Origin of the sequence: Pseudomonas citri (assembly GCF_025336485.1) — a bacterium.
Lineage (GTDB): Bacteria > Pseudomonadota > Gammaproteobacteria > Pseudomonadales > Pseudomonadaceae > Aquipseudomonas > Aquipseudomonas citri.
The window spans coordinates 17,803-38,489 of record NZ_JAODAB010000009.1 but is presented as its reverse complement, the minus strand read 5'-3'; the positions used below and the strand labels follow the sequence as shown (position 1 = coordinate 38,489).

General features: G+C 62.3%; 17 protein-coding genes. 6 read left to right on the top strand and 11 right to left on the bottom strand.

The genetic code is table 11. The features are described from left to right. Positions 1–22: 22 nt before the first annotated feature. Both N4Q37_RS12570 and N4Q37_RS12565 read left to right on the top strand, forming a co-directional pair. Positions 23–802 carry an N-acetylmuramoyl-L-alanine amidase gene (locus tag N4Q37_RS12570; protein ID WP_260958325.1) on the top strand — a complete coding sequence of 260 codons (780 nt, stop codon included), beginning with the start codon at positions 23–25 and terminating at the stop codon, positions 800–802. Positions 803–877: 75 nt separating this feature from the next. Further along, positions 878–2,491 (top strand): EAL domain-containing protein, encoded by a 1,614-nt coding sequence (locus N4Q37_RS12565; protein WP_260958462.1) that lies wholly within the window; start codon positions 878–880, stop codon positions 2,489–2,491. 7 nt (positions 2,492–2,498) lie between these two features. On the opposite strand, the gene N4Q37_RS12560 is transcribed toward N4Q37_RS12565, so the two are convergent. Beyond that, entirely contained in the window at positions 2,499–4,289 is a 1,791-nt protein-coding gene (locus tag N4Q37_RS12560; protein WP_260958324.1) for an ATP-binding protein, read from the bottom strand. Between the two features lie 10 nt (positions 4,290–4,299). Continuing rightward, positions 4,300–5,646: a sigma-54-dependent response regulator transcription factor AlgB gene (algB, locus tag N4Q37_RS12555; RefSeq protein WP_260958323.1), complete on the bottom strand. Its 1,347-nt coding sequence runs from the start codon at positions 5,644–5,646 to the stop codon at positions 4,300–4,302. A 445-nt stretch (positions 5,647–6,091) separates the two neighbouring features. Here algB and N4Q37_RS12550 point away from each other — a divergent pair, with 445 nt between their 5' ends. The 4 genes from N4Q37_RS12550 (at position 6,092) to N4Q37_RS12535 (ending at position 10,114) form a co-directional block, all read left to right on the top strand. Then, positions 6,092–6,373, top strand: a complete 282-nt coding sequence (locus N4Q37_RS12550; RefSeq protein ID WP_260958322.1) for a hypothetical protein — start codon at positions 6,092–6,094, stop codon at positions 6,371–6,373. A gap of 80 nt (positions 6,374–6,453) precedes the next feature. Beyond that, on the top strand, positions 6,454–6,618 hold the full coding sequence (locus N4Q37_RS12545; RefSeq protein ID WP_003177151.1) for a DUF1328 domain-containing protein: 165 nt from the start codon (positions 6,454–6,456) through the stop codon (positions 6,616–6,618). An 801-nt stretch (positions 6,619–7,419) separates the two neighbouring features. Continuing rightward, a complete protein-coding gene (gene gltP, locus N4Q37_RS12540; RefSeq protein ID WP_260958321.1) occupies positions 7,420–8,751 on the top strand; it encodes a glutamate/aspartate:proton symporter GltP in 1,332 nt (443 codons plus the stop codon). 133 nt (positions 8,752–8,884) lie between these two features. Further along, the gene (locus N4Q37_RS12535) at positions 8,885–10,114 is read left to right on the top strand and encodes a nucleoside recognition domain-containing protein (protein WP_260958320.1); all 1,230 of its coding nucleotides are present in this window, start codon (positions 8,885–8,887) and stop codon (positions 10,112–10,114) included. Here N4Q37_RS12535 and N4Q37_RS12530 read toward each other — a convergent pair. The 9 genes from N4Q37_RS12530 to N4Q37_RS12490 form a co-directional block, all read right to left on the bottom strand. Beyond that, positions 10,096–10,725, bottom strand: coding sequence for an ABC-type transport auxiliary lipoprotein family protein (locus N4Q37_RS12530; RefSeq protein WP_260958319.1), 630 nt, complete (start codon positions 10,723–10,725; stop codon positions 10,096–10,098). The genes N4Q37_RS12535 and N4Q37_RS12530 overlap by 19 nt on opposite strands. After that, positions 10,722–11,660 (bottom strand): MlaD family protein, encoded by a 939-nt coding sequence (locus N4Q37_RS12525; protein WP_260958318.1) that lies wholly within the window; start codon positions 11,658–11,660, stop codon positions 10,722–10,724. Before N4Q37_RS12525 ends, N4Q37_RS12530 begins: the two co-directional genes overlap by 4 nt. A gap of 1 nt (position 11,661) precedes the next feature. Then, entirely contained in the window at positions 11,662–12,465 is an 804-nt protein-coding gene (locus N4Q37_RS12520; protein WP_260958317.1) for an ABC transporter ATP-binding protein, read from the bottom strand. Beyond that, positions 12,462–13,610 carry an ABC transporter permease gene (locus tag N4Q37_RS12515; RefSeq protein ID WP_260958316.1) on the bottom strand — a complete coding sequence of 383 codons (1,149 nt, stop codon included), beginning with the start codon at positions 13,608–13,610 and terminating at the stop codon, positions 12,462–12,464. Before N4Q37_RS12515 ends, N4Q37_RS12520 begins: the two co-directional genes overlap by 4 nt. A 52-nt stretch (positions 13,611–13,662) precedes the next feature. After that, entirely contained in the window at positions 13,663–14,685 is a 1,023-nt protein-coding gene (locus N4Q37_RS12510; RefSeq protein ID WP_260958315.1) for a DUF2914 domain-containing protein, read from the bottom strand. A 208-nt stretch (positions 14,686–14,893) separates the two neighbouring features. Continuing rightward, positions 14,894–16,285, bottom strand: coding sequence for a M16 family metallopeptidase (locus tag N4Q37_RS12505; protein ID WP_260958314.1), 1,392 nt, complete (start codon positions 16,283–16,285; stop codon positions 14,894–14,896). Positions 16,286–16,460: 175 nt separating this feature from the next. Then, positions 16,461–18,119 (bottom strand): Na/Pi cotransporter family protein, encoded by a 1,659-nt coding sequence (locus N4Q37_RS12500; protein WP_260958313.1) that lies wholly within the window; start codon positions 18,117–18,119, stop codon positions 16,461–16,463. A 228-nt stretch (positions 18,120–18,347) separates the two neighbouring features. Then, positions 18,348–19,115: a TerC family protein gene (locus N4Q37_RS12495; RefSeq protein WP_260958312.1), complete on the bottom strand. Its 768-nt coding sequence runs from the start codon at positions 19,113–19,115 to the stop codon at positions 18,348–18,350. Between the two features lie 76 nt (positions 19,116–19,191). Further along, on the bottom strand, positions 19,192–20,499 hold the full coding sequence (locus N4Q37_RS12490; RefSeq protein ID WP_260958311.1) for a CitMHS family transporter: 1,308 nt from the start codon (positions 20,497–20,499) through the stop codon (positions 19,192–19,194). Positions 20,500–20,687 lie beyond the last annotated feature (188 nt).

Genomic DNA, 20,687 nt, shown 5'->3' with positions numbered 1-20,687 from the left:
CAGTGTGTATTGCTTTTCCGCCATGAAATTCGTCTCGCTCATTGTTGCGTTGTTGGTGTTGGCCGGTTGTGCCAGCGGTCCCCGGCTCGATACCCGCCACCCGTCCGCGAACCAGGACAGTCGCATCCAGTTTGTGGTGGTGCATTACACCTCGGCGTCCCTGGAGCGTTCCCTGGCCTTGCTGACCCATGGCGAAGTCAGTGCCCATTACCTGATCGGCGATGACAAAGGCGCGACTATCTACAAGCTCGTGGATGAAAACCGGCGGGCCTGGCACGCCGGGGAAAGTGAATGGGAGGGCCGGACCTGGCTCAACTCCAGCTCCATCGGCATCGAAATCGTCAACCCGGGTTTTGTCGACACACCGACCGGGCGTCTCTGGTACCCCTACAGCGAAGCGCAAGTCCAGGCCTTGATCGTCTTGCTCAAGGACATCGTCCAGCGCAATGGCATCAATCCCCGCGGCATCATCGGTCACAGCGACATCGCCCCCCTGCGCAAGCTGGACCCGGGGCCGCTGTTCCCCTGGAAGCGCCTGGCGCAGGCGGGCCTGGGCATCTGGCCGGACGAGCAGGCCGTGGCCCGCCAGCAAGCCATTTTCGCCACGCAGTTGCCCAGCGCCGGTTGGTTCCAGACCGAGCTGGCTCGCCTCGGCTACCCAACGCCGCAGACCGGCGAATGGGATGTAGCCACCCACCATGTGCTGGCGGCCTTCCAGATGCACTACCGGCCCACCCGCTTCGATGGCGCGCCGGACGCGCAAAGTGCGGCGATCCTCCAGGTGCTCAACCAGACAAATTAATGACGCCCGTCTGACGGTCACCGACAAATCAAAAACAGCAGCTATAACTCATTGGTGCCTTTCGGATTACCCATGATGACGGCTGCCCGCGAAACCCTGCAGAGCTGGCTCCATCGCCCTCTTTTCCTGGCGATTCTGGCGGCGACCCTCAGTACGCTCCTGTTGTTGGCGGGGAGTCTGTTTGTCGTGAAGCAGCAGATCGAGCTACGCGAAAGCGAGCAGATGAATGCCCAGGGCGGGCGCTTCGTGCAGCGCTTGGAACAGCTCTTCGGGCAGTTGCGTGAAAGCCTCGACGACCTGCAAAACCAACCGTTGCGCGGCTGTGACGACGACATGATCGCGACGCTGCGGCAGGTCAGCTTCAATTACCGCTTCGTCTATGAGGCGGTGTACATCGACAGCAATGGCAGCTGTTCCAACCGCCCTCGCCAGAGTGGCTTGTCGGTGGCGCGCCCGCCAGACGTCCGTGATGCGACCTACAGCTACTGGCTCGATACCACCACCGAACCCAATGAAAACCGCGCAGCGTTGATGCTGGGGCGCGGTAACTTCCGGGTCGCCACCTCGCGCGGGCATTTGACCGACGTGGTGGATTTACCCGCCGGTGGCAGCCTGTTGGTGGTCCTGGACCACGGTCGGCGAGCGATTCCGGTGCTGGGCGCCGAACAACTCTGGCCACCCACGGAACCCTGGCAGGCGAAAAACAAGCCTGCCCTGCAAGTGACGAAGACCCGGCTGATCTATCGGATGCCCACCGATACCCCGGAATATCAACTGGTGCTGATCGCCCCGCGCGATGGCTTTCATGTTCCGGCGAGCGCTTGGTGGATCTTGCCTATCAGTCTGGTGTTGGGCCTGGGGATCGGCTTCCAGGTGTTTCTGCTGGCACGCCATCGCCAGTCCCTGGACGCCGAGCTGAACGGAGCCCTGCGGCGCGGTGAGTTGCAGGTGCTATACCAGCCGATCTTCGATCTGCGCAGCCGTAATTGTGTCGGCGCCGAGGCCTTGCTGCGCTGGCGCCGACCGGACGGCACCCTGACCAGCCCGGACCTGTTCATCCCGATGGCCGAGGACACCGGGCAAATCCGCCAGATCACCGATTTTGTCCTGCACCGGCTGTTCGATCAGTTGGGCCAACTGCTGCGAGCCAACCCCCAGTTGTATATCTCGGTGAACCTGGGGGCGTGCGATGTGATGGTGCCGCGCATTGGTGAGGTGATCGCCCGATTGTTGGCGCGGCATCGGGTATCGGCGCACCAGATTGCCTTCGAAGTAACCGAGCGCGGGCTGATCGATGTGTTGGTCGCCCGGGAGAACCTGCAAGCGCTGCGCGACGTTGGGCACCAGGTGCTGATCGATGATTTTGGCACCGGCTATTGCAGCCTCGCTTATCTACAGACCCTCCCGGTGGATTGCCTGAAGATCGACAAGGCATTCATCGACGCCCTGGGCCACGATGCCGCCAGCAGCGGCGTGGCTCCGCACATCATTCGCATGGCCCACGACCTGCAACTCAAGGTGATCGCCGAAGGCATCGAGCACGAGTCCCAGGCGTCTTATCTGAGCAGCGAGGGGGTGACGTTCGGCCAGGGTTGGCTGTTTGCCCACGCCCTGAGCGCGGTGCAGCTCATCGAACTGATCACACGCGGGCGGCGTCGGCTCGGACGGCGTCTGGAGGACGAAGCCTGAACAGCCCTCAGACGGTCAACGCCATATAAAACTGGGTGCCCTGCCCGGGTCTCGAATAAACCCCCATGCGCCCGCCGTGGAGCTGGACGATCTCCTTGCACAGCGCCAGTCCAAGGCCCGCGCCGCCCTTCTTGCGTCCGACCTGGACGAAAGGTTCGAAGATGCGTCCCTGTTGACCGTAGGCAATGCCTTCACCGTTGTCCTCGACGCTGATGATCACCCGTTCGCCGTGGCGCCGGGCCTGGAGGCGGATCTGGCCATGGTCGCTGGTGTGGCGCAGGGCGTTGTCGATCAGATTGTCCAGCACCCGGTCCAACTGGGGAGCGTCGGCGTGCAGGCGCGGCAGCGGGCCTTGGATCGTCACCAGCAACTCGATGCCCTTGGCCTGGGCCTGGGGGGTGAATCGCAGGCGCGCGGCTTCGAGCATGTCCTCGATGGAGCAAGGGGCCAGGGTCAGCTTCTGCAAGCCGTTCTGGTAGCGAGAGAAATTCAGCAAGTCGTTGATGAGCTGCATCAGCCGCTGCATTTCTTCCGTGACGGTGTTGAGCAAGTCTGTTTCGCGGGACTCCGGCGGGAAATGCAGACGTTCCTGCAACAGGCCGAAGGCCATGTGCATGCCGGTGACCGGCGTGCGCAGCTCGTGGGAGGCGCGCAGGACGAATTCACTGCGGACCCGCTCGAAAGCTCGCTGTTCGGTGACGTCGTGTAACACCATCACCGCGCCGAGGATTTGGCCTTGGCCTTGGCTCATGGGGGTGAGGCTGTAGGTCAGCAAGCGTGACTCGCCGTCCACCTCGATACTCAAGTCTTGCGGTGCGCGTTCCAGGGTGCCGCCGCGCAGCACCAGTCGCAGTTCTTCATCCAGTTGCGGGTGCCCCAGCGCCTCGCCCAACCCCAGGCCCAGGCGCTCCTCTTCCCAGCCCAGTTGACGCTGGGCCACTGGGTTGAGGTGTTCGAGGCGGCCCTGGCGATCGATGATCAGCAAGCCGTCGTCGATGCTGTCGAGCACTGCCTGCAAGCGTTGCTGGCCAGCGAGCAATTCGTCGACATTGGTCGCCTGGTGCTTGCGCAGAGCCTGGGCCATGGCGTCGAAACGGCGTGCCAGAAGATTCAACTCGGCGGAGGTCGACGTCGGCAGCGTCACTTCGAAATTACCCTGGCCGATATCGTCCGCCGCTGCCGCCAGCGCCTCGATAGGTGCGCCGAAACGCTGGGCGATGCCGTGGGCGGTAATGAAACCGATGATCAGCACCGCCAGCCCAACCAGCCCCAGCAGGCCGGAAATCAACAACGCCTGGTTGCGGGCGCGGGTCTGGGTTTCGCCAATGTTGTTCAAGGCCTGCCGATACCCCTCGATCAGCCCATTGCGCAACGCGTTGAATTTATCGGTGAGGTCCTGGACCCCGGTGAGTTTGTTCGGTGACTGACGCGACGCGGCGAATGCCTCGAGAAACCCCATATAGTCCACTTTGGCCTGGCTGAAGTGGCGGGTCGCATCGTCCAGTTCGCGTTCGTGGGCGATGCCCTCCTCGATCAACGCCAAGTATTGCCCCTTGGATTGCTCCAGCTTGGCCGCGTCGGGCTGCTCGTCGAGCATGATGATCAACTGATCGCCCAGGGTCTGGCGCAGCTTGAGTCCCAAGTCCAGCAGGATGAAGTTGTCGCGTACCGATTGTTCCTGGGTGTTGGCCATCTGCATCACGCTGACCAGGCCTAGCAAGAGCCCCAGCAGTGCGACTGTGATCAGGGCCGAGATACTGAGAAACAGTCGGGTGCGCAGCTTCATCGCCAGTTTCATAGGGCATCGCTCACAGGTTGTATTGCTTGCGTTTGCGATACAGCGTGGAAGCATCGATGCCCAGGGTCTTGGCGGCCTGGTCCAGGGTGTCGGCCGTGGCCAGCACCGCGCCGATGTGGGCTTTCTCCAGTTCGTCGAGGCTCAGCGCGGCGCCGATGCGCGGTGCGTTGTTGATCGGTTGCTCGGCCATGCCCAGATGGCTGACTTCGACCTTTTCCTGGGGGCAGATAATGCTGGCGCGCTCGACCACGTTGCGCAGTTCGCGGATGTTGCCTGGCCAACGGTAACCCAGCAGCGCTTCGCGCGCCTGGTCGCTGAAGCCCCGGGCCGGGCGCGCGTATTCCTTGACGAAGCGTGCCAGGAAACGGTCGGCCAGGGTCAGGATGTCTTCGGCACGCTCGCGCAAAGGCGGCAGATGCAGGGTAATGACGTTCAAGCGGTACAGCAGGTCTTCGCGAAAGCGCCCGTCACGCACCATGTCTTCGAGGTTGAGGTTGGTCGCGGCGAGAATCCGCACGTCGGCGCGACGGGTGACGGGGTCGCCTACTCGCTCGTATTCCTTGTCTTGAATGAATCGCAGCAATTTCGGCTGCAATGTCAGGGGAAAATCGCCAATCTCGTCGAGAAACAGTGTGCCGCCATCGGCCTGGTTGACCCGTCCCAGCGTGCTTTCGCTGGCGCCGGTGAACGCCCCGCGGCTGTGGCCGAACAACTCGCTTTCCATCAGCTCGGTGCTTAGCGACGGGCAATTGATGGTGACACAGGACTTTTTCGCCCGTTTGCTCCAGCCGTGGATGGCCCGGGCCAACTCGCCCTTGCCGGTGCCGGATTCGCCGAGGATCAGGATGTTGGCGTCGGTGCTGGCGACCTGGCGGGCGGTCTCGAGGACGACTTTCATCGCTGGGCTGTGGGAGTCGAGGCCGTCCTTGGGTTTGCGCACTTCGCCTTCCAGGGCTTCGAGTCTTGCCGACAGTTGGCGGACTTCCAGTTGCTTGGCGGTCGCCAGGCGCAGTTGGTCCGGGCTGCACGGCTTGACCAGGTAATCGGCCGCCCCGGCCTGGATCGCATCGACGGCCGTGTCCACGGCCGAGTGAGCGGTGACGATCACCACCCGCATCCAGGGTGCCTGGATACGCATCTGGGCCAGCACGTCGAGGCCGTTGTCTTCACCCAGGCGCAGGTCGAGAAAACACAGGTCGAACACTTGGCGTTGCAGCAGGGCATCGGCCTGGGCGGCGCTGCTGGCGGTGGCGACGGTGTAGCCTTCATCTTCCAGGCAATAACGGAACGTACGCAGGATGGCGGACTCATCATCTACCAGCAGAATGCGGCCTTGATGCTCGGTAGTAGATTCCATTTTTCCTACGCTCCTTTAATGAATGATGTTGGTTAGTGTCAGAAAAATCGGGCAAGTTGCATGGTTAATTCCTATGCGCTGTGGCGCAGTCAGCGTAGCCTTACCCATGTCCGACCGCTAAAAGATTGATTTGAGTTCATTTTTTTGTCCCCCGCCAATGTCGAGCGATTCGGCTTGCCGATTCCGACAGTCAATCCCAGCGGGTCATTCAAAAGTCCTTTGGCAATCTGCCCTCCTTCTATCGTGCAAAACGCACGAGTCTTACGGCGACGATCGTGCAGGATGCGTCTTCGGTCTTTCTCGAAGCTTTTATAACGTATTGATCAGGAAGAGATTTTTCTGACAGAAAAGATGGCATGGGCACTGCAATGACCTGATCAACGTGGGCGTCACTTATGCCTCAATCAGATCACCGCACCCGGTCGGGGTGGGGAGGAAATTCAGGATGAATCGTCAACGCAGCGCTCGATTTCACATCACTCCCCTGCATATCCAGCAGGGCCTGTGGGCTGCCCTGGCGTTGCTGGTTACCCTCGTGGTCGGCCAGCAATGGCTGCTCTGGCAAGAAAACCAGCGCCCCGAGGCGCCAGCGGTGTCGATCCATCGCGCCGCGCAGATTCATTTCAGTGCCGTCGGCAACGTCGCGCAAGCGTCCGCTTCGATGCGAATGATCGAGGTGGACCAGGCTCAGCCTGTGACCGACAAGCAGGAGCGTTGGGTGTTTTAACGCAGGGACCCGGTCGTCCGCTTTCGCGCAACTCTCACCGCCAGACCCTCACTAAGTAGAAAAGCGTAAGGAGAATCACCATGTTGAGTTGGGCAATCACCTTCCTGATCATTGCCATCATCGCTGCAGTCCTGGGCTTCGGTGGTATCGCTGGCACCGCCACGGGCATCGCCAAGATTCTCTTTGTCGTGTTCCTGGTGATGTTCATCGCTTCCTTCTTCTTTGGCCGTCGCGGCCGAGGATGATCGTGGGGTCGCCGTCGTGCGCCTGGGCAAGTTGCTGAAGGTATGCACAAACAGTTAACGCAACCCCTCAGTAAAGACCCGAATGGGCAGTCGAGTTCGAGAACGGGAAAGGCAGCCTTTGCTTTTCCCTCTGCACGACCCGAGGAGGGTCGCTGCATGACCAGGGGGCCGGGACGTTCTGACCGTTTTGGGTCGGAGGGACCTACGGGTACAAGGAGTGCCTGCGCAAGGGCCGGGTCAGGAAAAGCTGCGACGCAGGTTCGCAAAGCCTTGAAGGCTGGGCGAACTTGCGCTGGGCTGTTCATGCGGCAAAAGCGTGTTCCAGAGCGGCCGGATTGATTACATATCATTACGGGTCCCGCGCTGCGGCATTTTGACTCGCTACCTTCGACACCCTCTGCGCGCCTGACCGTATATCGGAGAATGTTGGCACGATTCCTTCTGCCGATAGCGTCCGGCGGAGCGCGCGTTTCAGCGGTTCCCACAGGCAGGCGGAATAAAGGCGACTACGCTGCAATGGTCGTTTCACGGCACTTATGCCTGCTTGAATGTCGCATTCGAACTAACTCGGACGCGGCTTTTTTTCTGACAGACTCATGCCGATTCGGCATAGGGTAGGCGTTTACGGCATTAGACGAGCCCCCCCTCCATCGCAATAGTTGCGCCTTTTTTCGCCTGCCAGTAAGCCGCAAATGCGCGCTCGGGGTGACCTTATACGGGGGCAGAGGCCACGTGTGCGTATCGCCATTGGCGAACGGCACATGGCCTTTGCCCGTGTCCAACTGAAGTAAGGGTAATGATATGAAGAAGGCAAAACTAAGCCTCGCCTGGCAGATCCTCATCGGTCTGGTGCTCGGTATTGCACTGGGCGCGCTGCTCAACCATTTCAGTGCTGAAAAGGCCTGGTGGATCAGTAACGTGTTGCAACCGGCAGGCGATATCTTTATCCGCTTGATCAAGATGATCGTGATCCCGATCGTGATTTCCTCGCTGATCGTCGGCATTGCCGGAGTCGGGGACGCCAAGAAACTCGGGCGTATCGGCTTCAAGACCATCATTTACTTCGAAATCGTTACCACCATTGCCATCGTCGTTGGCCTGCTGCTGGCCAACTTCTTCCAGCCGGGCAGCGGCATCGACATGAGCACCCTGGGTACGGTGGACATCTCCAAGTACCAGGCCACCGCCGCCGAGGTCCAGCATGAACATGCGTTCGTCCAGACCATCCTCAACCTGATCCCGTCGAACATCTTTGCCGCGATGATGCGTGGCGAGATGTTGCCGATCATCTTCTTCTCGGTGCTGTTCGGCCTCGGTCTGTCGAGCCTGCAAGCAGACCTGCGCGAACCGCTGGTGAAAATGTTCCAGGGCGTGTCGGAAAGCATGTTCAAGGTCACCCACATGATCATGAACTACGCCCCGATCGGCGTGTTCGCCCTGATCGCGGTGACTGTCGCCAACTTTGGCTTCGCGTCCCTGTTGCCGCTGGCGAAACTGGTGATCCTGGTTTACGTCGCCATCGCTTTCTTCGCCTTCGTGGTGCTGGGCCTGATCGCCCGCCTGTTCGGTTTCTCGGTGATCAAGCTGATGCGCATCTTCAAGGATGAGCTGGTGCTGGCCTACTCCACCGCCAGCTCCGAAACCGTGCTGCCACGCGTGATCGAGAAAATGGAAGCCTACGGCGCGCCGAAAGCCATCTGCAGCTTCGTGGTGCCTACCGGCTATTCGTTCAACCTCGACGGTTCGACCCTGTACCAGAGCATTGCGGCGATTTTCATCGCCCAGCTGTACGGCATCGACCTGTCCATCAGCCAGCAATTGCTGCTGGTGCTGACCCTGATGGTCACCTCCAAAGGCATCGCCGGCGTACCGGGCGTGTCCTTCGTGGTGCTGCTGGCGACCCTGGGTAGCGTGGGTATCCCGTTGGAAGGCCTGGCTTTCATCGCCGGTGTCGACCGCATCATGGACATGGCCCGCACCGCGCTGAACGTGATCGGCAACGCCCTGGCCGTGTTGGTCATCGCCCGTTGGGAAGGCATGTACGACGATGCCAAGGGCCAGCGCTACTGGAACTCCCTGCCGCACTGGCGCAGCAAGGAGCCGCTGCCGGCGGGGGAAACTTCCCGGAACTGATTGCGCCTGTCTCCTTGTGGGAGCCTAGCTTGCTCCCACAACAGCGATACCAGCAAACCCCGGCGCAATCCGGGGTTTGTCGTTTCTGTCAGCCCCGCTATCATTCCCGGCATCTTCCGGGGGAAATTCACCAATGCTCAATGGCCTGTGGCTTGGCTTCTTTATCGTGGCGGCCGTGTCGGCGCTGGTGCAATGGCTGGTTGGCGGCAATGCCGGGATCTTCGCCGCGATGGTGGAAAGCATTTTCGCCATGGCCAAGCTGTCGGTGGAGGTGATGGTCCTGCTGTTCGGCACCTTGACCCTCTGGCTGGGGTTCCTGCGCATCGCCGAGAAGGCCGGCATCGTCGACTGGCTGGCCAAGGCCCTGGGCCCGCTGTTTTCACGGCTGATGCCGGAAGTACCGCCCGGCCATCCAGCCATCGGCCTGATCACCCTCAACTTCGCCGCCAACGGTCTCGGGCTGGATAACGCCGCCACCCCCATCGGCCTGAAGGCCATGCGCGCCCTGCAAGACCTCAACCCCAGTGCGACCATTGCCAGCAATGCGCAGATCCTGTTCCTGGTGCTCAATGCCTCGTCGCTGACGCTGCTGCCGGTGACCATCTTCATGTACCGCGCCCAACAAGGCGCGCCGGACCCGACCCTGGTATTCCTGCCGATCCTCATCGCCACCACCGGCTCGACCGTGACGGGACTGCTGTCGGTGGCCTTCATGCAGCGCCTGCGGCTATGGGACCCGGTGGTGCTGGCCTACCTGATCCCCGGGGCGCTGGCGCTGGGCGGCTTCATGGCGCTGTTGGCGACGCTCTCGGCCACGGCGCTGGCGAGCCTGTCGTCGGTCCTCGGCAACGTCACGCTGTTCGGCCTGATCATCCTGTTCCTGGTGATAGGCGCCCTGCGCAAGGTCAAGGTCTACGAGGCCTTCGTCGAAGGTGCGAAAGAGGGGTTCGATGTCGCCAAGAACCTGCTGCCGTACCTGGTGGCGATGCTCTGCGCAGTCGGTGTGCTGCGGGCTTCCGGGGCGCTGGATTTCGGCCTGGACGGCATCCGGCACCTGGTGCAGTGGGCCGGTCTGGACACGCGTTTCGTCGATGCCTTGCCGACCGCCATGGTCAAGCCGTTCTCCGGTAGCGCGGCACGGGCGATGCTGATCGAAACCATGAAGACTTCCGGCGTGGACAGCTTCCCGGCCCTGGTGGCGGCGACCATCCAGGGCAGCACCGAAACCACCTTCTACGTGCTGGCGGTCTATTTCGGCGCCGTGGGCATCCAGCGAGCGCGCCACGCGGTGGGCTGTGCGCTGCTGGCCGAACTGGCTGGGGTATTGTCGGCGATCGGTGTCTGCTACTGGTTCTTCGCTTGAGCTGAGCCTTGCGCCAATGTCCAGGCCACCACGTCGGCGGTCAGCCGGTCACTGGCCTGGCCAAAGCCGTCCACCACCGCCGACATCTTCACGTCGCGCAACGGCTGGCGCACTTCAAAGCGGCGACTGGCGAGGATGCGCTGGTCGAATCCGCGTACCAGCAGCGCGTCCAGGCGAATCACCACACTGGCCGTCGTCCCCTGGTATTCGGTCTGGAACGCCTGCAATTGCCCGCCCAACTCCAGGTCCGCTTGCAGGTTGCTGTCGGCGACGCTCAACCGGTTGAGGCGTCCGTCCTGAACGAAACCATCGAGCAGGCGGTTGCGCAACAACACCGGGGCCGGGTCGCTCCAGCGCGAGGCGGTGTAGCTGCGCAGCAGGTTGCCTTGGGGGATGACCGCGATCTTCGGGCTGTTAAGCACCTCGCTGGCCTGCGGGCTGGCCAGGCGCAACGACCAGTTGACCGGCGTACCCGAGGCCGCAGGCGCCTGGGTGGCGGGCAGGCGATAGACGTCCGCTGGCTCGCTCTTGGGCAGGATCGAGCAGCCGCCCACCAGGATCAATCCCGCCAGCAACAGGCCCGGGTGGAGGAAGCGATTGAACGGCTTCATGGCGTGAACTCCTTGTCCTTGTCGTTGCCCAGCAGGTAGCCGCTGGGGTTGGCGTCCAGGCGCCGGGAAATACCGCGCAAGGCGCTGAGGGTCTCGCGCAGCTCACGCACCGCGGGAGCCAGGGCGTTGAGGCCTTGCATGCCGTTGTTCACGGCGTCGCGGTTGTCGTTCAGCAGGCTGTCGAAGGTTGCCGCGCTGCGGGCCAGCGATTGCATGGCCTGCCCGGCGCTGCCCATGACCTCTTTGCCTTGGTCGTCCAACAGGCCATTGGCGTTGCGCATCAACGCGGTGGTCTGTTCCAGGGTGGCGCTGGCCTGTTTGCCGATGGACGCCAGTTGCTGCATGGCCTGGCGGATGTCGCCGCGCTGCTCGGCCACGACTCCGGTGGTTTGTTCCAGGTGTTCGAGGGTCTTGCCCAGGCGCTGGACGTTGTCCGAGGAAAACACCTCGTTGGCGTTGTGCAACAGCAGGTTGATGCTGGTCATCAGGTCATCGCTGTTGTTGAGCAGGCGGGCAATGGGCGAGGGCGCGGCGATGATCACCGGCGGTTCGCCGTCATGCCCTGTCAACGCCGGGCTCTGGGGTGTGCCGCCACTGAGCTGGATGATCGAGGTGCCGGTGATGCCGGTCAGGGCCAGTTTGGCCTGGGTGTCCTGCTTGACCGGCGTTTCGGCGCTCAAGCGTACCTGGGCCAGTACCCGGCGCGGGTCGTTCGGGTCCAGGCGCAGATTGACCACGTCGCCGACCTTGATGCCGCTGTATTCCACCGAGCTGCCCCGGGACAAGCCGCTGACCGCTTCGTTGAACACCACTTCGTAATACTTGAACTCGCTGTCCACGCTGGATTTGGCCAGCCATAGGCCAAACAGCAGGGCGCTGGCGACCACAATGACGGTGAACAGGCCGATCAGCACATGATGGGCTCGGGTTTCCATGTCAAACCTCGTTGGACTGTGTAACGGCCGACAGCGCCGCGCGGCCGCGAGGGCCATGGAAGTACTCATGAATCCAGGCGTCGTTGGTTTCCGACACCTTGTCGATGACATCGGCCACCAGCACCTTTTTCTGCGCCAGCACCGCCACCCGGTCGGTGATGGTGTAGAGGGTGTCCAGGTCGTGGGTGACCAGGAACACGCTCAGGCCCAGGGCATCGCGCAGGGTCAGGATCAACTGGTCGAACGCCGCCGCGCCGATGGGGTCGAGGCCGGCGGTGGGTTCGTCGAGAAACAGGATGTCCGGGTCCAGGGCCAGCGCACGGGCCAGGGCGGCGCGCTTGATCATGCCGCCGGACAACGAGGCCGGGTATTTATCCGCCGCCGACAGCGGCAGGCCGGCCAAGGCCAGCTTCACCGCCGCCAAGTGCTCGGCATCGGCCCGGCTCAGGCCGGCATGTTCGATCAACGGCAGGGCGACGTTCTCAGTCACGGTCAGGGAAGAGAACAGGGCGCCTTTCTGGAACAGTACGCCCAAGCGCCGTTCCACCCGCGAGCGGCGTTCCTGGGACAGGCTCGGCAAGTCCTCGCCAAACACCCGCACCTCGCCTTCGCTGGGTCGGTTCAGGCCGACGATGCTGCGCAACAGCACCGACTTGCCGCTGCCGGAGCCGCCGACCACGGCGAGGATCTCGCCTTTGTACAGGTCCAGGTCGAGGTTTTCATGCACGCTCTGGCGACCGAAGCGGTTGCACAGTCCGCGCACCTGGATCACCGCCTCGGTGGACGGTCGCAAGGATCGGCTCACCAGTTCATCTCCATGAAGAACAACGCGGCCATGGCGTCGAGCACGATCACCACGAAAATCGACTGCACCACGCTGGAGGTGGTATGGGCCCCGACCGACTCGGCGCTGCCGCTGACCTTGAAGCCTTCCAGACAGCCCACGGCGGCGATCAGGAAGGCGAAGACCGGTGCCTTGGCCATCCCCACCAAGAAATGCTGCACGCCGATGTCCGACTGCAACAGCGTCAGGAACATGGCCGGGGAAATGCCCAGCGCCAGGGCACACACGACACCGCCGCCGATGATGCCCGAGAGCATGGCCAGGAAGGTCAGCATCGGCAGGGCGACCAGCAGCGCCAGCACCCTTGGCACCACCAGCAACTCGACGGGATCGAGGCCCAGGGTGCGGATCGCGTCGATTTCCTCGTTGGCCTTCATCGAGCCGATTTGCGCGGTGAACGCGCTGGCGGTACGACCCGCCATGAGGATGGCCGTCAACAGCACGCCGAATTCGCGCAGGAACGAGAACGCCACCAGGTCCACGGTAAAGATGCTGGCACCGAAATCGGCCAGGACCGTCGCCCCGAGGAACGCCACCACCGCGCCCACCAGGAACGTCAGCAAGGCGACGATGGGCGCCGCATCCAGGCCGGTCTGTTCGATGTGCACGACCATCGGTGTCATGCGCCAGCGCCACGGGCGCAACAGGTTGCAGGCCAGGGTCTGGAGGATCAGGCCGACGAAGCCGAGCAGTTGCAGCAAGTCCTGCCAGACCTTTTCCACGGTCAGGCCAATGCGGGTCAGCAGTTGGGTGACGACGCTGACGTCCGGCTCTTTTTCCGGGACGCAGAAGTCTGTCAGCGAGCGATAGACCGTCTGCAACAGCGCGCGCTCGGCGGCCGGCAAGCTGCAATCGGGATGTTCGGCGGTCTTGCCCAGTCGTTCGGAGCCCAGCAGCTCCACCAGCAACGAGGCGCCGGCGGTGTCGAGGGCACCGAGGCCGTTGAGGTCGATCCGGGTGTGTTCGTCGTACTGGCCGCGCAGCGAGTCGCTCAGGCGCTTGAGCTGGGCATAATGGGCCAGCGTCCAGTCGCCGCTGACCCACAACTGCGCCGGGGAGCGGGACGTATCCAGGCGAGCGCTGCCAGTGTGTGGGGCTGGGGTCATAAGCTCCATGCTCGTTCGACTTGAACAGCGCTACGTAATAACACGACCGCGATCATTTTGCTGCGGGTGCGGCGCTCACGGTAAAACGCAGTACACCGATCATCTGGCCATTTTCCGTCAGCACCCGCACCTGCCATTTACCGGTCGGGTCGTCCGGGAAGTTCTGCTTGTGGGTCCAGGCGCGATAGCCTTCCTTGCGTCCGCCGTGGATGTCCAGGGCGATGCGGTCGACTTCTTTGCCGTTGAACTGCCAGACGTGATAAATCCGCTCGTCGAGGCCTCGCGGTGCGTTGATGGCGGTGTAGGCGTACAGGCCATTGCCACGGATCTGGGCGGCGCTGACCTCCTTGAGCCTGTCGCCCGGCGTGCGGTCTTCCACTTGGGTACTGATCGCCACTTCGGTCATCCACAACGTCGCGGGCGGTACCCAGGAGCGCAGGACCCAGCCGGTGGCGCCAATGCCCAAGGTGATGCACGAAATCGCCAAGGCATTGCGCACGGTGCGGATCGGGAAGATCGAGGCCAGGCTGGGGAACGACAGCAGCATGGCAATGCCCAGTGCCAGCTTGAAGCTCTGGTCGGTGGTCAGGTGCAGGATGACCGGCAACGCGGTGAGCAGGGCGGCGAACAGCGTCAGGGTGTGCAACGCCAGGAACGCCCAGCGTCGCGGTGCCAGCCATTTGTAGTACAGCGGATCGGTGATCGAGATCAGCGCCGCAGCCCCGAGCAGGCCGGTGAAGATCAACTGGCTGCTGTTCCAGGTGGTGGTGATGAAAAAGAACGGCAGGACGAAAAACAGGCTTTCCTGGTGAATCATCTGCGTGGCGTAGCGCAGCAGCGGCTGGGGGATTTCCCGTTTGAAAATCCGCGCGAACAGCCGCGTCATGCTGTTCTCCACCATCAGCCAGAGCCAGCTGACCAGCATCATGACGGCGATCCAGGTCGCCAGGCCTTGCTGGCGGTCCACCAGCATGAAACTGCCGACCCCGGAGATGAAACCACCGAGTGCAATGACCCCTGGGTAGCGCTTCATCAATTCAAGGAGGCGCTGGATAAGGAGAGTCAGGTTTTGCATTAGGTGTTTTCACAGTAAGTCGTGGGAAATATCCCCGACAGAGTATCGTCAGGACATCGCTGTGACGAGCACTCTTGTGGCGAGAGCGCCAACTGTGGGAGCAAAGCTTGCTCGCGATGACGGCAGCACAGCCGACCTCAGTGCCAGCAGATCCACCGCTGTCGCGAGCAAGCTTTGCTCCCACAGAGTGGGCGATGCCACTGCAAGCCTATTCCTCTAGCGGTCGAGCCCGGCGACGCACCTGCCACGCCACCAACCCCACCAGCAGCAACCCCACCAAGCCAGCCGACACCCAGACCAGTTCATCGTCACTGAGCAGCGGTTTCTCGATGCGCAGGTAACCCGGGTCCTTGAGCAGTTCGCGCAGGGCCAGGTTGGCCTGTTCCAGGCTGACCGCCTGCAAGCGCTCGGCCGGGTTGGCGAAGCGGCCGTCTTCATAGTCGCCCAGGGCGCCCCAGTAGTAATCGGCCAGTGCGCTGTTGCCTTGAACCGCCCAGGACTGGTGCGCGATTGCCGCGCGTTTGATGCGCACGAAACTGGCGGGATCCAGGCCATCCTTGAGCAAGGTCTGGCGCAATTCTTCAAGTGCCTGTTCGGCCTGCGGCAAGTCTTCGCGGGCCAGGTCTGCGTTCAGGCTGAAGAAGCCGACGCCGCCGAACACTTCCCGTTCCGTCCACGGCCCGTAGGACAGGCCGCGAGCCAGGCGCAGTTGGCGATAGAGCGCCCAGTCCATGTAGTCCTTGAGCAGGTCGAAGGTTTCGTCGTGTTGCTGTTCCAGCACGGGCTCGGGGAACAGCCAATGCAGCTTGGCGCTATTACCCACCAGGCCGCGGATCAGGTTGCGCTTGGTCACCGCGCTGTAGCGGATCTGCGGCAGTGGCTGGTGGATGCTGGGCTCCACCGGCTTGAGCGCGCCGAAGCTGCGCTCCAGATAGGCTGGCAACAGCCGGTCGAGATCGCCGACCACGATCAGGGTCATGTTGTTCGACGCGTACCAGGCTTTGCGCACGTGTTCGATGCGGGCAAGGGTGAGGTGTTCGACCTCGGCCCGTTCCGTACAGCGCAGGCCCAGCTCCACGGCCAGTTGGTTGCTGGCCTTGTGGCTCAGGTCCTGGCGGTCGAGCCAGCGTTGCAGGTGGGTGTAATGGCCGCCGTCCTCGCGCTCCACCACTTGCTTGGCGGCCGCCAGGGCCTTGTCGTCGATGTGCGTACGGGTCAGCAGTGCCAGCAGCATGTCGAGGACCTTGCGCTGGTTGCTCGCCGGCGCCTCGATGACGAACGTGGTATCGGCGTCGCTGGTGAAGGCGTTCCACTCGCCACCCAGCGCTTGCATGCGTTCCTCCAGCCCGCCTTCGCCGCTGTCGTCGACGCCACTGAACAACAGGTGTTCAAGCAGGTGCGGCAGTTCCTTGTCGGCGCACCGGAAGTCGTCCAGGCCCACGCCAACCACCAGCCGGATCGCCACATGGCCGCGTTCGCTGCCGGGCTTGAGCAGCACTTGCATGCCGTTGGGCAGCGTATAGCCTTCGACCTGGAAGCGATCCAGGGCAACCACTGGCAGTGAGCCGAGCAAGAGACAGGCGAGCAACAGAAAACGCATTGACGGGCTTCCAGGCGAGCTGATTGAAGGTCCAGGGGGCTGGGCTGGCCGTCATCTCGAGCAGGCTCGCTCCCACAACGACTCTACGTAGCATTTATGACCGTGGGAGCAGGCGGGGTTCGTGAATGGCTTCAAGCCCAAGCCATTGTTACTGACTGATCAATGCGCCAGTTGTTCAAGGAGAATGGGTGATGTCGGAAATTTCATCCGCTGCCAGCGCACCAATCTCGACTGTTTCCAGCACCACGTAGGCGCTGCCGCAGAACAGCGAATTCAGGCGGCGCATGTCGGCGATCAGCTCCAGATGCAGGGAACTGGTCTCCAGGCTTTGTACGATTCTGCGGTGCAGGCGGCTGACATGGGCGTGGGCCATGCGTCTTTCCTGCGCCCGAAAGCGACGTTTCTCGCGCAGCAATTGCCGTGCGCTTTCCCGGTCCGCACTCAGGAACACCGACAACCCCAGGCGCAGGTTGGCGATCAGGTGGCTGTGCAGCCCTGCCAGCTCCTCCAGGCCGACGTCGGAGAATGACCGGCCCTGGGCGGTTTTCTGCTGCTGGATCTTGCGCAACATGCGCTCGATGAGGTCGCTGGCCAGTTTCAGGTTGATCGCCAGTTCGATGATTTCCGCCCAGCGGCGGCTGTCCTGCTCGCTGAGGTCCTCGCGAGGCATTTGCGCCATGTACAACTTGATGGTGCTGCACAGGGCTTCGACGTCATCGCTCATGCGCCGCACGTCCTGGGTGAGGGCGGTTTGCTGGCCGCGCAGGACGTCCGGCAGGGCTTCGAGCATGTTTTCGATCAAGTCGCCGATACGCAAGGTTTCCCGGGCTGCGTTGGCCAGTGCCAGGCTCGGCGTGGCCAGCGCGGTGGGGTCCAGGTGGCGGGGCTTGGCCGTGCCGTTGGTGTCCGGCCGGTCCGGCAGCAGCCAGCTGCACAGTCTGGCCATGGGCGCTACGCTGGGCAGTAGCACCAGGCAACGCACGCTGTTGTAGAGCAGGTGGAAACCGATGACCGTCTCCTGGGCGCTGAAATCCAGGCTGTCGAGCCAGTGCACCAGCGGATCGAGCACCGGGATGATCAGCAACAGGCCGATCAGCTTGTACAACAGGCTGCCCAACGCGACCTGCCGCCCGGCGGCGTTCTGCATGCTGGTGCTGAGAAACGCCAGCACGCCGCTGCCGATGTTGGCGCCGATCACCAGGCCAATGGCTACCGGCAGGCTGATTACCGCCGCGCCCGCCAGTGTCGCGGTCAGCAGCACGGCGGCCAGGCTGGAATAGGAGATCATCGCGAACAGCGCACCGACCAAGGCGTCGAGCAGGATATCGCCGGTCAGCGAGGCGAAAATCACCTTCACGCCCTGGGCATGGGTGATGGGCGTGGCGGCCTCGACGATCAGTTGCAGCGCCAGGATGATCAGGCCCAGGCCTATGCCGACCCGACCCATCTGCCCGACGCGGGTCTGCTTGCGCGACAGGAAGAAAATCACCCCGAGGAAGATCAGTAGCGGCGACAACCAGGACAGGTCGAGGGTCAGCACCCGCGCCATCAAGGCGGTGCCGACATCGGCGCCGAGCATGGTCGCCAGGGCCGGGGTCAGTGCCATCAGGCCCTGGCCGACGAAGGACGTCACGAGCATGGCCGTGGCGTTGCTGCTCTGGACCATGGCCGTGACCATGATGCCCGCCAGGAACGCCAGCCAGCGCCGGGCCATGTTCTGGCCGATGACGTGGCGCAGGTTGGAACCATAGACCCGCAAGATGCCGGTACGGACGATGTGCGTGCCCCAGATCAGCAGGGTCACGGCGGAGAGCAAATTGAGCAGGGTCAGCATGGCAAGCCCCCTGTTAACGTCCCAAAGGGACAAATTGACGGTGCCACATTCTTCTTTCTTGTACTTAAGCTGTAGTTGGCGAACGCTTTGGGCGCCAGCATTGCACAGCTAAAGAATGCTTTGAAATAAATCTGTCATGAACCCCCGGCGGGGCGGTGTACTTCGCAGCATTGCTGCAGGCATGAAAAAGGGGCTCCAAGAGCCCCTTCGTTCATTGCCCCCGTATCATTACTGACCCGGGACATCCTTGCGCAGTTTCACCGGTTCCTGCTGCTTGCGCTTGCGCGCCATGGCGGTACGCATCCTGATGTTGATGGCTTCCACCGCCAGCGAGAACGCCATGGCGAAGTAGACGTAGCCTTTTGGCACATGCACGTCGAACGACTCGGCGATCAGCACGGTACCGACCACCAGCAGGAACGACAGCGCCAGCATTTTCAGCGACGGGTGCTTGTCGATGAACTCACTGATGGTGCCCGAAGCCAGCATCATCACCAGCACCGCCACGATGATCGCGGCGACCATCACCGGAACATGGGAGACCATGCCGACCGCGGTGATGACTGAGTCCAGGGAGAACACGATGTCGATGATCGCGATCTGGATGATGGTGTAGAGGAAGTTGCCGCCCTTGCCCGAAGGCTCTTCGTTGCTTTCGTCTTCGCCTTCCAGCGCGTGGTACATCTCCTGGGAGCTTTTCCACAGCAGGAACAGGCCACCGAAGAACAGGATCAGGTCGCGGCCGGAGATGCCCTGGCCGAACACTTCGAACAAATCGGCGGTCAGGCGCATGACCCAAGTGATCGACAGCAGCAGCATGATCCGCGTGATCATGGCCAGGGCCAGGCCGAAGATCCGGGTGCGTGCCTGCATGTGCTTGGGCATGCGGCTGACCAGGATCGAGATCATGATGATGTTATCGATGCCCAGGACGATTTCCAGGGCGGTCAGGGTGAAGAAAGCAACCCAGATTTCCGGGTTGGTCAGCCATTCCATGTGAGTTCCTTTGTACGAGTGTTAAACCAAGACGCCAGCGATGAGCTGGCGGCGTGGTTGTTTGAGGCCGTTATAGTTACAGAGTGCTGAACAGCGGAAAAGTCCCCAACAGCAATGCCGCGACCAATATGCACAGGCAGACCAGCACTGCCCACCTCAGGGTGAAACGCTGATGGTCACCGAATTCGATCCCGGCCAGCGCCACCAGCAGGTAAGTCGAGGGTACCAGAGGGCTGAGCAGGTGGACCGGTTGGCCGACGATCGAGGCACGGGCCATTTCCACGGCGGTGATGCCGTAGTGGCTGGCCGCTTCGGAGAGCACCGGCAACACGCCATAGTAAAACGCGTCGTTCGACATGAAGAACGTGAACGGCATGCTCACCAGCGCGGTAATCACCGCCAGGTACGGGCCGAGGAAATCAGGGATCACCGCCAGCAGGCTTTTCGACATGGCATCGACCATGCCGGTGCCGGACAGGATACCCGTAAAGATACCGGCCGCGAAAATCAGGCTGACCACCGACAACACACTGCCGGCATGCGCCGCGACGCGATCCTTCTGCTGTTGCAGGCACGGGTAGTTGACGATCATCGCGATGCTGAACGCCACCATGAACAGCACGGGCAGCGGCAGGAGGCCGGCGATCAGGGTGCACATCAGCGCCAGGGTCAACAGGCCGTTGAACCAGATCAGTTTCGGACGGCGCGCATCGGGGAACTGCGAAACGGTGATTTCGCTGTGATCGATCTCATCGCCGATCAGGTGCAACTCGCCGAGGCGCGCACGCTCACGCTTACCGTAGAAGTAGGCAATGATCAGGATCGCCACCACACCGGCGGCCATCGCCGGAATCATTGGCACGAAGATGGCGGACGGGTCCACATGCAACGCACTGGCCGCACGGGCCGTCGGGCCGCCCCACGGGGTCATGTTCATCACGCCACCGGCGAGGATGATCAGGCCGGCCATGATCCGTGGGCTCATGCCGATGCGGCTGTAGAGCGGCAGCATTGCGGCCACGCAGATCATGTAAGTGGTCGCGCCGTCACCATCGAGGGAAACGACGAGCGCCAGGACGGCGGTACCGACCGAAACTTTCAGCGGGTCACCCTTGACCAGCTTGAGGATCTTGCGCACGGCCGGGTCGAACAGGCCGGAGTCGATCATCAGGGCGAAGTAGAGAATCGCGAACATCAGCATCACCCCGGTCGGGGCGAGCTTGGTGATGCCTTCGAGCATCATGGGGCCGATCTTCGGCGCAAAACCGCCGAACAGGGCAAACAGAATAGGGATGATGATCAGGGCGATCAGCGCGGACAGGCGCTTGGTCATGATCAGGAACATGAACGTGATGACCATGGCAAAGCCAAGGAAAGTCAGCATGGGAAATACTCCAGGCGTGGCGCGGCGGGCAAGGGCGAACCGAAAGGGTCAGCGCAGGATGCGGGGCTCGGGACGGACGGATGGAGTTGACGCGACGGGACAGGTTGGAGCGGACATCAGGGTCACCATTGTTGTTGTTAAAAAGGCCAAACGAGTAGAAATCCGTTTTCTGGCCACCGGTCTTTTGC